Here is a 14795-nt window from a genome sequence, read left to right on the forward strand (position 1 = left end):
GTTGAAGTATGGAAAAGTAGCAGTTGTTGGAGCACTATCAGTAGGACTATTAACAGGTTGTTTCGGTGAAAAACCAGAAGAAAATCTTTATACAGCTTTTGAAACAGCAGCAACACAAGAAAAATCATTAGTTGATGAAGCGAAGAAGTTAGAGAAGTTAGAGAAGGAAGGTCAAGAGCTATATTCTCAAATTTTACAAGAAGGTAAAGATCATAATGACGCTGTTATGAAGAAGATAGAGCAAGCTACTGCAAATGTAGATGACCGTGAAAAAGTATTAAAAACTGAGAAAGAAATGTTAGAAAAAGCTCAGAAAGAAACGAAATCTGTGCAAGGAAATATAGAAAAGCTTGAAGATAAGAAGTTACAAAAACAAGCGAAAGCAGTAGAAGAGTCGTATAAAAACCGTTATGATGCATTCCAAAAGATGAATGAGAATTATACGAAGGCGTTAGCGACTGAAAAAGAACTGTATGAAAAATTAAAAGTAAAAGAAACGAAATTAAAAGAGATTGGTGAAAAAGTTAAAGCTGTCAATGAATCAACTGTGGAAGCACAAAAGTCAAAAGAGCAATTTAACAATTTTACAAAAGAGTATAATGACAGTAAATTAGCATTCTACAAAGATGCAGAGATTAAGATTAAAGATCAGAAATAAAGAAGAATCTTAATCATAATAAAAAGCCGGAGAAACATCGTTACAAATGTTTTTTCGGCTTTTTACGTTAAATGAATAGAAAAGGCTGGAATTGATATCATAAAAGAGTTATAGTGAATTATTCCAAGGGAAACATTGTAAAGTAAGGAGAATGGAAATATGTCATATGAATTTTTACTCAAATTAGGTTTAGCACTCTTTTTAGGATTATTCATCGGGATAGATAGGCAGCTAAAGAATAAACCGCTTGGTGTGAAAACAAGTATGGTTATTTCTGTAGCAAGTTGTTTAATTACGATGGTTTCAATTGAAGCCGTACATGTATATTCTGTTCCAGGGCACACAAATATGGATCCAATGCGTCTAGCTGCTCAAATTGTGAGTGGTATTGGTTTTCTTGGCGCAGGTGTTATTTTACGAAGAAGTAATGATGTTATTTCCGGGTTAACGACAGCTTCTATGGTGTGGGCTGCTTCAGCTTTAGGTATAGCAATTGGGGCAGGATTTTATTTACAAGCGACGGTTGCTATGATTTTAATTATTTTAGCAATTAACGTACTTCCGCAACTTGTGAAAATCGCAGGTCCGTATTCATTAAGACAAAAGGATTTATCTATAAAAATTACTGTAAAAGAGCATCATGAGTTAGATGGTATATTTAAGCAAATCAAAAATTTAGGTATGCATGTGAAACGAGTGAAAATTAAAGATATAGATAGTGGAGCATTTCAGCAACTTGAGATGGTTATTTTAGCTCCAGAAGATTTATATACAACAGAGTTATATAGTTCCCTAAAAGAGATTGATCGAGTAGTTTCAGTTGAAGTGGAAAGTAGATAATTGTGAAAAAAGAGTGAAGTGCATTCACTCTTTTTTTTATTTGGAGTTTTAAGGGAATGAATTGATATAATGATGAGTAAACAAGGGGGAGATAGGATGGAAATACATATTAGAAGAGCAATAAAAGATGATATACCAGGTATAGCAAAGGTGCATGTTGATAGCTGGAAAACAACGTATAAAGGGATATTTGCTGACGAAATTTTAGAAAATATAACATATGAGCAACGAGAAAAACAATGGGGAAACATTTTTCAGCAAGAAGATAAATACCAATATAGATTTGTAGCAGAGACGTTAGATGGAAAAATAATTGGGTTCATTGATGGGGGAAGGGAAAGAAGTGGTGCATATAATTGTGATGGGGAATTATATGCGATCTACCTTTTACAAGAGTATCAAGGAATGAAAATAGGCCAAAAGTTATTTCAAGTTTTCTTATCGGAATGTATAAACAATGATATGCAATCACTTTTAGTATGGGTTGTTACGAATAATCCTTCTAAAAAGTTTTATGAAAAATATAATCCAGAAAAAATTGACACGAAATTTTTAGAGAGACTAAATATAGAAGAAACAGCGTATTGTTGGAAAGATATAAATAATATTATTATGTAAACTTATTGTTTGAAAGAGGTATACCAATTAAGGTATACCTCTTTTGTTTAACTATTTTGAAAGGGATTACTAATGAAAAAAGTAAGTATGTAGTTTGAAATTGAGTATTTTTTTCGTGTATTTTTAACTAGATTAAAGAAAAGAGAGAAAACAAGAAAAATTAAATTAGATAAAAAAATTCTGAAATATACTATTGAATTGAATATCATTATCAATTAGAATCATAATTGATAACGATATTCAATTGTTGTTTATTATATAAAATTTCGATAGCTTTAATATAAAGAGGAGGACCAATATGCAGCATGCGAAACAAATCGCAGAACATGCAACATTACAAAGTTTTTTAAACTGTTATTTAAGGGAAACAGGGAGTGGAGAATGGATTACAGAGGATGAAAAAATGAAAAGTATCTTCAGTAATACGTTGAATAGAGATATAGTCCCCACATATTTATATTGTCGGCTATCGGCGCAGAACGTTACTTTGTATGGAGAAGTTATATATAAATCAGCAACAGATCGCCATTTGTTTGGAGAACAATTTTATTATCAAATGGGAGAAAATAAGAATGTTATAAAAGCAGATTACGTTACTGTTATTACGTTTTTAATAAAAGAAATGTCTATGAATTATGGGGATGGTACAAATCCCGCTGAACTTATGGTCCGTGTCATTCAAAGTTGTCAAAATATTGAAGTTTTTTTAAAGGGACGGATAGAAGAAACATCAAAATTATATGGTTTCCATACATCCTTTATAGAGGCGGAGCAATCATTATTATTTGGACATTTAACTCATCCAACCCCAAAGAGTAGACAAGGTATTTTGGAATGGAAAAGCGCAATGTATTCTCCAGAATTAAAAGGAGAATGTCAGCTTCATTATTTTAGGGCACATAAAAGTATAGTAAAGGAAAAATCATTATTATTTGATTCTACAACAGTAATTCTAAAAGAAGAGTTATGTAATGATGAGATGGTGAGTCAGGAATTTATATCGAAATATTGTAAGGAAGATGAATATTCATTACTTCCAATTCATCCGCTTCAGGCAGAATGGCTATTACACCAATCTTACGTACAGGATTGGATAGATCAAGGAGTACTTGAGTATATCGGTCCGGCCGGTAAGTATTATATGGCAACATCATCACTTAGGACGTTATATCATCCCCACTCAAAATACATGCTTAAGTTTTCATTTCCAGTAAAAGTAACAAATTCAATGCGCATTAACAAATTGAAGGAACTAGAAAGTGGTCTGGAAGGAAAGGAAATGCTAAATACAGCGATTGGTGAAGTGTTAGAAAAGTTTCCGGGTTTTGATTTTATTTGTGATCCAGCATTTATTACATTAAATTACGGAGCAGAAGAATCTGGATTTGAAGTAATAATACGAGAAAATCCTTTTTATAGAGAACATGCAAATGACGCTACATTAATTGCTGGACTAGTTCAAGACGCTATACCTGGAGAACGTACTCGTTTATCGAATATTATTCATCAACTAGCAGATGTAGAAAGTAGAAGCTGCGAAGAAGTAAGTTTAGAGTGGTTTAGACGATATATGAATATTTCTTTAAAGCCGATGGTATGGATGTACTTACGATATGGCGTTGCATTAGAAGCTCATCAGCAAAATAGTGTTGTTCAGCTAAAGGACGGTTATCCGGTCAAATATTATTTCCGTGATAATCAAGGTTTTTATTTCTGCAATTCAATGAAAGAAGTGCTTAATAAGGAGTTAACTGGTATTGGAGAACGTACTGGAAATCTATATGACGATTATATTGTAGATGAAAGATTTCGTTACTATTTAATTTTCAATCATATGTTTGGCCTCATTAACGGTTTTGGCACAGCAGGATTAATTAAGGAGGAAATTCTTCTCTCTGAATTAAGATCTGTACTTGAATCGTTCCTTCCTTATAACCGTGAACCTTCTACCTTTTTAAGAGAATTGTTGGAAGAGGATAAGTTGGCATGTAAAGCAAATTTATTAACGAGATTTTTTGATGTCGATGAGTTAAGTAATCCATTAGAACAAGCAATTTACGTACAGGTACAGAATCCGCTCGTTAGAGAAGTGGCTGTTCGTTCATAAATAGCGTTAAAATTTCACGTAATACAAATAATGGTATTTCTCGTAAGATGGAGGGGGTAATAACGGTGGACATGTATCATACGAAAATTTTGAAGGCGCTCCAATCAGAAGATTACATTTCAGTGCGAAAAAGGGTGTTACGTCAATTAGTAGAGTCGTTAATTTATGAGGGGATCATTACGCCAGTTCGCATTGAAAACGAAGAACAAATTCTTTTTCTTATACAAGGACTTGATGAAGACAACAAAAGTGTCACGTATAAATGTTACGGAAGAGAACGAATGACATTTGGACGTATCTCTATAGAGTCATTAATTGTAAGAGTTCAAGAGGAACAACAAGAAATACAATCAGTCTCACAATTTTTGGAAGAAGTTTTTCGAGTTGTTAACGTGGAACAAGCGAAATTAGATTCTTTCATTCATGAATTAGAGCAAACGATATTTAAAGATACGATTGCACAATACGAAAGACATAATAAGGTGGAATATACTCAAAAATCGTACGATGACTTTGAAAGCCATTTAATAGACGGTCATCCATATCATCCTAGCTATAAAGCACGCATTGGATTTCAATATCGTGACAATTTTCAATATGGATATGAATTTATGAGGCCAATAAAACTCATATGGATTGCAACGCATAAGAAATATGCGGCTATAGGTTATGAAAATGAAGTGATATACGGTGATACTTTAAAAGTAGAAATTGGTGAGCAGAAAATAGAAGAATATATGAATTATATTCGAAGTTTAGGATGTAATCCGGAACAGTATGTATTCATTCCAGTGCATCCGTGGCAGTGGGAAAACTTTATTATTCCGAATTATGCTGATCATATACAGGGTAAAAATATTATTTATTTAGGAAAATCAGCCGATGATTATTGTGCGCAACAATCAATGAGGACGTTAAGAAATGTTACGCATCCAAAGAGACCATATGTAAAGTTATCGCTGAACATACTTAACACTTCAACACTCCGTACGCTGAAACCATATTCAGTTGTGAGTGCACCAGCTATATCGAATTGGTTAAGTGATATCGTAAGTCGGGATTCTTATTTAACGGATGAATCACGCGTCATTTTGTTAAAAGAATTTTCGAGTGTAACGTATGATACGAATAAGAAAGCCACATATGGTTCATTAGGATGCATTTGGCGTGAGAGTGTTCATCTTCATTTAGATGAGCAAGAGGATGCGGTTCCTTTTAACGGCTTATATGCAAAAGAGAAAGACGGTACACCAGTTATTGATACGTGGTTAAACAAATATGGGATAGAAAATTGGCTACGATTACTGATTCAAAAAGCGATCATTCCAGTTATACATCTTGTTGTAGAGCATGGGCTGGCATTAGAATCACACGGACAAAATATGGTTTTAGTTCATAAAGAAGGGCTACCTGTCCGTATTGCATTAAAGGATTTCCATGAAGGACTTGAGTATTATCGTCCATTCTTAAAAGAAGTTGCTAAATGTCCGGACTTTACTAAAATGCATAAAACGTATGCGAATGGAAAAATGAATGATTTCTTTGAAATGGATCGTATTGAATGTTTACAAGAGATGGTATTAGATGCACTGTTCTTATTTAATGTAGGAGAATTAGCTTTCGTATTTGCGGATGAATATGATTGGAAAGAAGAAAATTTTTGGATGATAGTAGTCGAAGCAATTGAAAATCATTTTAGAAAATATCCACACTTGAAAGAGAGATTTGAAAGTATTCAGCTATACACTCCTACATTTTATGCTGAGCAATTAACGAAGCGTCGATTATATATGGATGTGGAATCGCTCGTTCATGAAGTTCCAAATCCATTGTATAGAGCAAGACAACTTAACAAACAAAAATCAGTTGTTACAGGGGGAAATTATGCTAATCGTTAATAAAGAAGAGTATAGCAAAAGTGATTTTGATTTGAGATTACAAGTTTATGAGGAAATGGAACAATTTCAAGAAGCAGAAGGAAAGAGATTTGCGCTTTGTCTGAAAGATCCATTCGATATTATTACGCTTGTGTTTTTCTTAAAAGAAAAGAAAGCCTCAGTATTACTTATACATGAAGATACGCCAAAAGAAACGGCTATTGAAATGGCAAAGCGTGCAAATTGTATCGGAATTTTATATGAAGAATATAGCGATTTTACGAAATTAGAAGTAGTGAAAGCTTTATTAGAAGAGCCCTCTTTATTGCAATATAGTTCTGGAACAACAGGAGAACCAAAACTGATTCGTAGAGCATGGACGGAAGTGGATACAGAAATTACTGCTTATAATGAAGCTTTAAACTGTGAAGTAGATGAAGTGCCGATCGTTATGGCTCCTGTTTCACATTCATACGGACTCATATGTGGTACGTTATCTGCAATTACGAGGGGAAGTAAACCTATCATCATTACGAATAAAAACCCTAAATTCGCATTAAATATCGTTCGCCATACAGAAAAACATATCATATATGCAGTACCACTTATGTTACATATTATGGGGAGTTTCCCGCAAGGAACGTTTCAGTTTCATAAAATTATGACGTCAGGAGCGCCTTTGCCAGAAGCATTGTTTTATAAACTAAAAGAAACGACAACATATATGATGCAACAATACGGATGTTCTGAAGCAGGTTGTATTAGTATATGTCATGATATGAAAAGCCATTTAGATTTAGGGAATCCACTACCTCATGCGAGTATAAACATAGGTTCAGATGAAAATATGCCTGAAGAAATCGTAGTGAAAATGAACGATAAGGAAATTTTTACGAAAGATTTGGGCTATAAATCTGAGCATGGCCTTCATTTTATGGGTCGCATGGATGATGTGATTAACGTTTCAGGATTAAAAGTCTTTCCGATAGAGGTAGAAGAAACGATGCTTCGACTAGCAGGTGTTCAAGAGGCAATTGTATATCGAGGGCAACATCCCGTGATGGGCGAAATTGTTAAAGCGAAAGTAATCTCCCATATTGATCCAGTGCGAATAAGAGAATGGTGTATGCAGCATTTACCATCTTATAAAGTTCCACATGAGATTGAAAGTGTAACTGAGATTCCGAAAAATAAAACTGGAAAAGTAAGTAGAAAGCTACTAGAGATGAGAGAGGTTACAGCATGAGACGTGAAATATTAAAAAATGAAGTGTTGAAAATTATGATAGAAAAAATGGAACTAAAAAATGTAACGCATTTAGAAGAAACGATGCGTTTGAACCAAGATTTATATATAGATTCGGTAATGATGTTACAGCTTATAGTATACATAGAAATGGATGTAAAGCTATGCGTTCCAGAGGATGAGGTAGACCCAAAAGCGTTTCTTACTGTAGGATCTTTACTTGATTTTATGGAGGAGCTACAACCGGTATAAGAAGTAAATGTAAATAATTAGCCTTTAGGAAAGTGGATGAGAATATGACTTCAATTAAAGTGCACTGTTTAGTGAGTTGTTTTTGTGAAATTATAAAAAGGCGTAGCGATATAGATTTTCGTCCCTTTTATTTTGGATTATGGGACGGAGATTTTGATATAACAGAAGGTGGTATTATTTCGTATCACTCCGAAAATATTAACCACGATAATTATTTATTATGGTATGAAAAATTGTATGGCGTAAAAGTGAACGAATGGTATGATCATGCAAAAGATAAGGATAGCAATGTAGAAACGTTTTTACAATTAGTAGAAAACAAGCCAGAAAATCGCTATGTCATTGTAATGGTTGATATGTCTCTATTACCTGAGAGGGAAAATAAATTCCATCAAAAACCGTTTCCGCATTATTTAATGATATCGAAGACAGAGAAAGAAGAAGAATGGTTCATGCTAGATCCTGATTTTCGCTGGGAAGGGAATATGGAAAGAGAAAAAGTACTTCACTCTGTTCGAGATAACCCATTTGGCGGAGGGTATTTCATTGATATAGAAGAAATTCAGGAGCCAACAGAAGAAATGGTAGCGAGTTATTTCATAGAAACTTTCAAAAGAAACGATAATGAATTGACTATGGAGCTGAAAAATTTAATTATAAAAATGGCAAATGAAGAAGAAGGGTATTCGCTTTCTAGTCTTGTAGCGGCAGTCAAACAAATACCAGTACTTGCAATTCGTAAATATAGTTATGAACATGCCTTTGCGTACTTCCGTGAAACGTTGCAATATTCGGAGCAAGAGTTTGAATATTGGTGTGATCGGGTAGAAGATATTGTACAAGGATTTACAAATGTACAGTATCGTGCAATTAAAATGGCAATGACGAATAATAAAGGTATGTTATTAGCAATTGTTGAAAAGTTGGATGAAATGAATGCAATTGAACTGCAAATAAAGGTTGAATTAGAGAGACAGTTTTTATTATGGAAAGAAATGAAAATAAACGAGTCTGTCTTAGCATTTAAAAAATCTAACTGAATTTAAGATAAGGAGGTTCGAACCTATGAAATATTCATTATGTACTATTTCCTTTCGTCATCAATTAATTTCATTTACTGATATTGTTCAATTTGCATATGACAACGGTTTTGAAGGAATTGAATTGTGGGGGACTCATGCACAAAATTTGTATATGCAAGAGTATGAAACGACAAAACAAGAATTGAATTGTTTAAAGAATAAAAACTTGGAAATTACAATGATAAGTGATTACTTAGACATATCATTATCGGCAGACTTTGAAAAAACGATAGAGAAATGTGAACAACTTGCAACACTAGCTGATTGGTTTAAAACGAACAAAATTCGTACGTTTGCTGGACAAAAAGGTAGCGGAGATTTCTCAGAGCAGGAGAGAAAAGAATATGTGAATCGTATTCGCATCATTTGTGAAGTATTTGCTCAGCATAATATATATGTACTTTTAGAAACACATCCAAATACGTTAACGGATACGTTGCCTTCTACTTTGGAATTATTAGGTGAAGTAGATCATCCGAATCTGAAAATAAACCTGGATTTTCTTCATATATGGGAGTCGGGAGCAAATCCAATAGACAGCTTCCATCGACTAAAGCCGTGGATACAACATTACCATTTTAAGAATATATCGTCAGCAGATTATTTACATGTGTTTGAACCTAATAATGTATATGCAGCAGCGGGAAGTCGAATTGGTATGGTTCCATTATTTGAAGGTATCGTAAATTATGATGAGATTATTCAAGAAGTGAGAGATACTGACCATTTCGCTTCACTCGAATGGTTTGGACATAATGCAAAAGATATATTAAAAGAAGAAATGAAAGTATTAATAAATAGAAATTTAGAAGTAGTAACTTCTTAATATAAAATGATGTAAGAGTCTCTCATTGTAGAGACTCTTTTTTAAAAAATAAAAAATAGCCAAAAATTACCATGTATTTAAATTAAAATTTAACACAATTTATATATAAATAAGGAGGTGATTGGTAATGGCTAGAAATCGTAATTCTAATCAATTAGCATCACATGGAGCACAAGCAGCTTTAGATCAAATGAAATATGAAATTGCACAAGAGTTTGGTGTACAACTTGGAGCTGACACTTCTTCACGTGCAAACGGTTCTGTAGGCGGTGAAATTACAAAACGTCTAGTAGCGATGGCAGAACAACAACTTGGTGGCGGATATACTCGCTAATTGTAGAAGGTTATAGGAGAAAGGAAGGATTCTTCCTTTCTTTTTTTTCAATTAATTGGTATGGATATATTGCGAACTGGATTCAAAGAATAGGAATAATACTATATTTTCCCCAATTTCTTTTGTTGTGAATGGGAAGTAGTAAAGATGTAATAGCCCTGGTGGAATGAAAAATTACGTTCCAGCAGGGCTATTATATGGTAAGAAATATACGATGAAAGGGTTCCGAAGCCAACATGTTAAAAAAAGAAAACTGTTGTTTAATTGCGCTTGCATCAGTTCCACTTGTTATGACATTAGGAAATTCAATGCTCATTCCAATCCTACCGACTATCGAAAAGAAGTTACATATTTCATCGTTTCAAGTATCCATGATTATTACAATTTACTCTATTGTAGCCATTTTACTTATACCGATTGCTGGTTATTTGTCAGATAGATGGGGACGAAAGATGGTAATGGTTCCGAGTTTGCTGATTGCGGCTATAGGAGGAGCGATAACTGGTTGGGTATCTTGGAAAGTTGATAATCCCTATACTTGGATATTGATCGGTAGAGCGATTCAAGGTATTGGTGCTGCTGGTGCAATGCCAGTTGTTATACCGTGTGTTGGTGATTTATACAAAGATGAAAAACAAGTTAGTACAGGTTTAGGAATCATTGAAACATCCAATACATTTGGAAAAGTGCTGAGCCCTATTTTAGGATCTGCTCTTGCTGCCATTGTATGGTTCTTACCATTTTGGGCGATTCCAGTTCTATGTGTATTATCAATTGTTTTATTGCTTGTTCTAGTAAAGGCAAAGAAACAAGAAGGAGAAGTACCACCACTTAAAGAGTTTATAAAATCTATTCTCTCTACGTTTCGAGAAAAGGGAAGATGGTTGATTGCCATTTTTGTATTAGGTGCAATTATTATGCTTATTTTATTCGGAATTCTCTTTTATTTGTCGACTATACTGGAATCAAAGTATGACATTCATGGTATATGGAAAGGGTGTGTACTCGCTATCCCGTTACTTGTACTCTCACTTAGTTCATATATGGCCGGTAAAAAAATTGGAGATAATCAAAATGTGATGAAGAAGTGTATTTATATTGGATTTTTAATGGCTTCTGCTTCAGTCATTATTCCTTTATTTATAAAAGGAATCTATTTACTAATTCTTTGTCTCGTTGTTATGGGAATCGGAATTGGTATGGCACTCCCATGTTTAGATGCTTTAATTACACAAGGGATTGAAAAGGAGCAAAGGGGGACAGTTACGTCATTTTATAGTTCCATGCGATTTATCGGTGTAGCAGCTGGACCACCTCTATACTCTTTTTTCATGAAAGGTGCTGACCATGAAGTGTTTTATTTAACCAGTATATTCGCTGGTATTGGTGCTGTTATAGCGATCATTTGGATTAAACCAGCAAAAGATGCAAAGAACGTAAAACCGGAACCGGAACCTACTTCATAATTTGTCAGAGAATTGCACGATGTTTTATAGATCATGCAATTCTCTTTCGTTCATTAAGAATAAATCACTTGTGTTAACATATAAAGTGCGACACCCCATATGATGAGACCCGAAAACTTATTTAATAATACGATTGTCTTTCCAGTTGAGTCTATTCTTTTTAGAAATTTCCCCGCTAAAGCTAAGCATATAAACCAAACCCAAGAAACGATAATAGTTGCCAGTGTGAAAGCCCATTTCTCACTTCCTATGTATTGAATAGAATTTGTTCCAATTACACCGATTGTATCTAAAATTGCATGTGGATTTAATAATGAAACCGATGCAGCGAAAAGGATTTGCTTTTTTAATGGCATGTTGTTTTCTTGTTTTATATCGTTGGAAGGGTTACTTTTCCAAATAACAAAGCCCATATATAGGAGAAAGAAAAATCCAATTATATATAACGTGTTAGTTAGCCAAGAAAAAGTAAGGAGTACAAGGGAGACACCCTGCACTGCAATTAATATGAGTAACGTATCACATATAGAGGCAGTTAATACTACAGGAGCTGCTCTCCAAATGTTTGGTTGGCTCGCACCTTGGTTAAAGACGAAAATATTTTGGACACCTAATGGAATGATAAGACCAAATGCAAGAATGATACCATGAATAATTGCTTCACTCATCATATTACCTCCTATTTAAATTTATTATGATAGTGTATATTGTATAGAAGAAATGAAAATTTGTATCCATCCATATGGTTGGGGAGGTTACCAACCAAAAAGAATATAAGGTGATATGATGGAAAGATTCGTTTGGAAACCGAATATATCTATAGCGACACCTCTGTATAAACAAATAGAAACGTATATAAAAGAAAGAATCGTTAATGGAGAATGGACTGTTGGAACGAAATTACCTTCACAAAGAGATTTAGCACATACATTTGGTGTGAACCGGAGTACAATTGTAATGGCTTTTGATGAGCTAGTGGCAAAGGGATACATTGAAGGGAATGGCAGGAAAGGAACAATTGTTGTAAATAATAATGTGAATACCTTAGCTTACGCCCCGCCACCTAATTGGCAGTCTTACGTAGAAACAGGGCTTCATTATCCGAACCTTCCTGCTATTCAAGAGATTAATCAAGCTGAATTTTATCCGCATGTAATTCGTTTAGGAACAGGTGAGCTCGCGCCAAGTCTTTTACCTGAAAAAAAGATGAAAGATATTATGAATAAGCTTTTAAAGTCGAGCATGATACTTGGGTATGAAGAACCGAAAGGGAATTTCTATTTAAGGAAGAAAATTGCGGACTATTTAAAAGGACATGGTGTATATGTAACTCCTGATTCTATATTAATTGTTTCAGGAGCAATTCAAGCTTTGCAACTTATTTCTATGGGGCTTCTTCCAAAAGGGGCATCTATCTTATTAGAAAAACCATCTTATTTATATTCGCTTAATGTTTTTCAATCAGCAGGAATGCGCTTAATTGGTATACCGATGGATGAGAATGGTTTACATGCATCATATATTACGAAATATAAGAAGCAATTTAATGCATCTATTTTATATACAATCCCGTCTTTTCATAATCCGACGAACTTTAGTATGAATGAAAAGAAACGAATAGAAGTGATGGAAATATGTAACGAAATTGGATTGCCTATTATAGAAGACGCGGTGTATCAAGACTTATGGTTTGATGGGCCTGTTTCAAAACCTTTAAAAGCATATGATAAAAATGGGATTGTACTACATATCGGGAGTATGTCTAAAGTCATTAGTCCAGGATTAAGAATTGGATGGATTGTTGGATCAGAGCCAGTCATTCAAAGATTGGCAGACATAAAGATGCAAACAGATTATGGTTCAAGTTCTATATCCCAACAAATTGCAGCGGAATGGTTTGCAGATGGATCGTATGATGAACATTTACAGTTTGTAAGAACTAAGTTGAAAAAGCGCAGAGATTTTATGATACAAATGTTAGAGAAATATTGTCGTGATATAGCAACTTGGTATGAACCGTCAGGTGGTTTTTACATTTGGTTACATATGAATGTACCCGTTTCGAACCGTAGCTTATTTGACAAAGCATTGAAAGAAAAGATTTTATTAAATTCAGGTACTTTGTATGATAGAAGTGCAAACCAATTTTTGCGTCTATCCTATTCATACGCAACGTTAGAAGAAATTGAAATAGGTATAAAAAAACTTGCACAATTAATGAAAAAGTAAGAGGAGAAAGTAATGAAACAATATGTAATTTGCCAAATTATTAATGGAGAAAAATATTTAGCTGCTTATGCAGAAACGATGCAGGATGCAATTGAAAAAGCAGAATTGTTAGGATTGCGAACAGGAAATCGATACACTGTTATTACTGCGGAGGAAGCGGAAGGGTTAACGTATCCTTAAACAACGTATAATAATTATGTAGGAAGTAAATAAGCCTAGTAATATATGATATTACTAGGCTTATTTTTTTTGAAAGTGTTACGTGTTCTCATATGAAAATAATAGTATTATGAGTCAAGTTGACGGAAATACCGATTTGTTGCTCGGTCCTGATTTCCATTTCTATATGCATCAATATATTGTCTGAAGTTCCAAGATTGTAAAAACTTATTTGCGGCGTTATAACCAGAATTGTAAAGCCACTCTTTTTCTTCCTTTGTTAAATCGAAGTTTGTACTTGTAATGGACCCAGTTGGAATTGTAATTGTTCTTGCTTTTGATTCCTTATCTAAATGACGTAAATCATGGGCTTGCATCATTGTTTTAAATAGCCCTTTAAACATGGAGATAGGCTCGTTATAGTGGGCAGGATCAGCTTGAATCTCATCTTTTACGAAATGAAACCCAAAAGTTGGCCAGCGAGGAGAGGTAGGTGAGTCGAAAATCCAAATAGGATAATTACTTAAAATCCCTCCATCAACCATATAACAAGGTTGTTTCCATTTTGGGGTTCTCCATTTTACCGGTTCAAAGAAGAAGGGGATTGTACTACTCATTCTTACAGCTTTAGCAATAGAGAAGCGATAATTTAAAAATCCGTAGTTTGGCAAATCATCGGGGAAGACAACCATTTTACCATTACTTATATCAGAAGCGATAATTTTAAGCTTATTTAAATCAGGTAAATCAGTAAATAAGTGAACTCCTTTTTTTCGAAGTAATTCTTCAATCCATTCTTCTATAAAAACATTAGAGTAAATACCAAGAGTAGTCCATGCACTTAATCCTTTGCCGATAAACGGGATTCTGTCAATAAAGGTTTTTTTCGTAAATTTATTATAATCAATATCAGTTATAATTGTTTTTAACTCTGAACAAGAATATCCTGCTGCTAGGAGCGCTGCGATAATGGAACCAGCTGATGTTCCAGCTACACGCTCCCATTCATAGCCTTTTTCAGCTAACGCGCAAATTGCCCCTACATGCGCAATTCCGCGTACACCGCCTCCTTCAAAAACACCATCAATTTTCATTAAACATA

15 protein-coding genes are annotated in these 14795 nt (G+C 34.1%); 13 read left to right on the forward strand and 2 right to left on the reverse strand.

Features of this window, described 5'->3' with window-relative positions; genetic code table 11:
* Position 1: 1 nt before the first annotated feature.
* The 11 genes from MHB74_RS09820 to MHB74_RS09870 all read left to right on the forward strand — a co-directional run bounded on the left by MHB74_RS09820 (position 2) and on the right by MHB74_RS09870 (position 11305).
* Positions 2–658, forward strand: a complete 657-nt coding sequence (locus tag MHB74_RS09820) for a YkyA family protein (RefSeq protein ID WP_061680438.1) — start codon at positions 2–4, stop codon at positions 656–658.
* A gap of 159 nt (positions 659–817) precedes the next feature.
* Complete coding sequence (locus MHB74_RS09825; protein WP_000119503.1) at positions 818–1498, forward strand: MgtC/SapB family protein; 681 nt, start codon at positions 818–820, stop codon at positions 1496–1498.
* A gap of 96 nt (positions 1499–1594) precedes the next feature.
* Entirely contained in the window at positions 1595–2116 is a 522-nt protein-coding gene (locus MHB74_RS09830) for a GNAT family N-acetyltransferase (RefSeq protein ID WP_061680437.1), read from the forward strand.
* A 298-nt stretch (positions 2117–2414) separates the two neighbouring features.
* Entirely contained in the window at positions 2415–4223 is a 1809-nt protein-coding gene (locus MHB74_RS09835) for an IucA/IucC family protein (RefSeq protein WP_061680436.1), read from the forward strand.
* Positions 4224–4282: 59 nt separating this feature from the next.
* Positions 4283–6121: an IucA/IucC family protein gene (locus MHB74_RS09840; RefSeq protein ID WP_061680440.1), complete on the forward strand. Its 1839-nt coding sequence runs from the start codon at positions 4283–4285 to the stop codon at positions 6119–6121.
* Positions 6108–7346, forward strand: a complete 1239-nt coding sequence (locus tag MHB74_RS09845; RefSeq protein ID WP_061680435.1) for an AMP-binding protein — start codon at positions 6108–6110, stop codon at positions 7344–7346. Before MHB74_RS09840 ends, MHB74_RS09845 begins: the two co-directional genes overlap by 14 nt.
* Positions 7343–7597, forward strand: a complete 255-nt coding sequence (gene asbD / locus MHB74_RS09850) for a petrobactin biosynthesis protein AsbD (protein ID WP_061680434.1) — start codon at positions 7343–7345, stop codon at positions 7595–7597. The genes MHB74_RS09845 and asbD overlap by 4 nt, the downstream gene beginning before the upstream one ends.
* 44 nt (positions 7598–7641) lie before the next feature.
* Positions 7642–8637, forward strand: a complete 996-nt coding sequence (gene asbE, locus MHB74_RS09855) for a petrobactin biosynthesis protein AsbE (protein WP_061680433.1) — start codon at positions 7642–7644, stop codon at positions 8635–8637.
* Between the two features lie 25 nt (positions 8638–8662).
* A complete protein-coding gene (locus tag MHB74_RS09860; protein ID WP_061680432.1) occupies positions 8663–9505 on the forward strand; it encodes a sugar phosphate isomerase/epimerase family protein in 843 nt (280 codons plus the stop codon).
* A 127-nt stretch (positions 9506–9632) separates the two neighbouring features.
* Positions 9633–9839, forward strand: a complete 207-nt coding sequence (locus MHB74_RS09865) for an alpha/beta-type small acid-soluble spore protein (RefSeq protein ID WP_000113545.1) — start codon at positions 9633–9635, stop codon at positions 9837–9839.
* Positions 9840–10075: 236 nt separating this feature from the next.
* On the forward strand, positions 10076–11305 hold the full coding sequence (locus MHB74_RS09870) for an MFS transporter (protein WP_061676493.1): 1230 nt from the start codon (positions 10076–10078) through the stop codon (positions 11303–11305).
* 53 nt (positions 11306–11358) lie between these two features.
* Here the strand turns inward: MHB74_RS09870 and MHB74_RS09875 are convergent, their stop codons facing one another.
* Positions 11359–11973 carry a LysE/ArgO family amino acid transporter gene (locus tag MHB74_RS09875; RefSeq protein WP_061676492.1) on the reverse strand — a complete coding sequence of 205 codons (615 nt, stop codon included), beginning with the start codon at positions 11971–11973 and terminating at the stop codon, positions 11359–11361.
* A gap of 118 nt (positions 11974–12091) precedes the next feature.
* Between MHB74_RS09875 and MHB74_RS09880 the strand changes: the two genes are divergently transcribed.
* Positions 12092–13534 carry an aminotransferase-like domain-containing protein gene (locus MHB74_RS09880; RefSeq protein ID WP_061676497.1) on the forward strand — a complete coding sequence of 481 codons (1443 nt, stop codon included), beginning with the start codon at positions 12092–12094 and terminating at the stop codon, positions 13532–13534.
* A 12-nt stretch (positions 13535–13546) separates the two neighbouring features.
* Positions 13547–13714 carry a DUF3933 family protein gene (locus tag MHB74_RS09885; RefSeq protein ID WP_061676491.1) on the forward strand — a complete coding sequence of 56 codons (168 nt, stop codon included), beginning with the start codon at positions 13547–13549 and terminating at the stop codon, positions 13712–13714.
* Positions 13715–13821: 107 nt separating this feature from the next.
* On the opposite strand, the gene MHB74_RS09890 is transcribed toward MHB74_RS09885, so the two are convergent.
* Positions 13822–14787 carry a patatin-like phospholipase family protein gene (locus MHB74_RS09890; RefSeq protein WP_061676490.1) on the reverse strand — a complete coding sequence of 322 codons (966 nt, stop codon included), beginning with the start codon at positions 14785–14787 and terminating at the stop codon, positions 13822–13824.
* Positions 14788–14795 lie beyond the last annotated feature (8 nt).

The organism is Bacillus sp. FSL K6-0069 (genome assembly GCF_038007785.1).
In the GTDB taxonomy this organism is placed as follows: Bacteria; Bacillota; Bacilli; order Bacillales; family Bacillaceae_G; genus Bacillus_A; species Bacillus_A mobilis.

Bases quoted from the DNA above. Each gene is read 5' to 3' on its own strand.
- MHB74_RS09825 (WP_000119503.1), top strand. From the start codon at position 818: ATGTCATATGAATTTTTACTCAAATTAGGTTTAGCACTCTTTTTAGGA.
- MHB74_RS09830 (WP_061680437.1), top strand. From the start codon at position 1,595: ATGGAAATACATATTAGAAGAGCAATAAAAGATGATATACCAGGTATA.
- MHB74_RS09835 (WP_061680436.1), top strand. From the start codon at position 2,415: ATGCAGCATGCGAAACAAATCGCAGAACATGCAACATTACAAAGTTTT.
- MHB74_RS09845 (WP_061680435.1), top strand. From the start codon at position 6,108: ATGCTAATCGTTAATAAAGAAGAGTATAGCAAAAGTGATTTTGATTTG.
- asbD (WP_061680434.1), top strand. From the start codon at position 7,343: ATGAGACGTGAAATATTAAAAAATGAAGTGTTGAAAATTATGATAGAA.
- asbE (WP_061680433.1), top strand. From the start codon at position 7,642: ATGACTTCAATTAAAGTGCACTGTTTAGTGAGTTGTTTTTGTGAAATT.
- MHB74_RS09860 (WP_061680432.1), top strand. From the start codon at position 8,663: ATGAAATATTCATTATGTACTATTTCCTTTCGTCATCAATTAATTTCA.
- MHB74_RS09865 (WP_000113545.1), top strand. From the start codon at position 9,633: ATGGCTAGAAATCGTAATTCTAATCAATTAGCATCACATGGAGCACAA.
- MHB74_RS09870 (WP_061676493.1), top strand. From the start codon at position 10,076: ATGTTAAAAAAAGAAAACTGTTGTTTAATTGCGCTTGCATCAGTTCCA.
- MHB74_RS09875 (WP_061676492.1), bottom strand. From the start codon at position 11,973: ATGAGTGAAGCAATTATTCATGGTATCATTCTTGCATTTGGTCTTATC.
- MHB74_RS09880 (WP_061676497.1), top strand. From the start codon at position 12,092: ATGGAAAGATTCGTTTGGAAACCGAATATATCTATAGCGACACCTCTG.
- MHB74_RS09885 (WP_061676491.1), top strand. From the start codon at position 13,547: ATGAAACAATATGTAATTTGCCAAATTATTAATGGAGAAAAATATTTA.
- MHB74_RS09890 (WP_061676490.1), bottom strand. From the start codon at position 14,787: ATGAAAATTGATGGTGTTTTTGAAGGAGGCGGTGTACGCGGAATTGCG.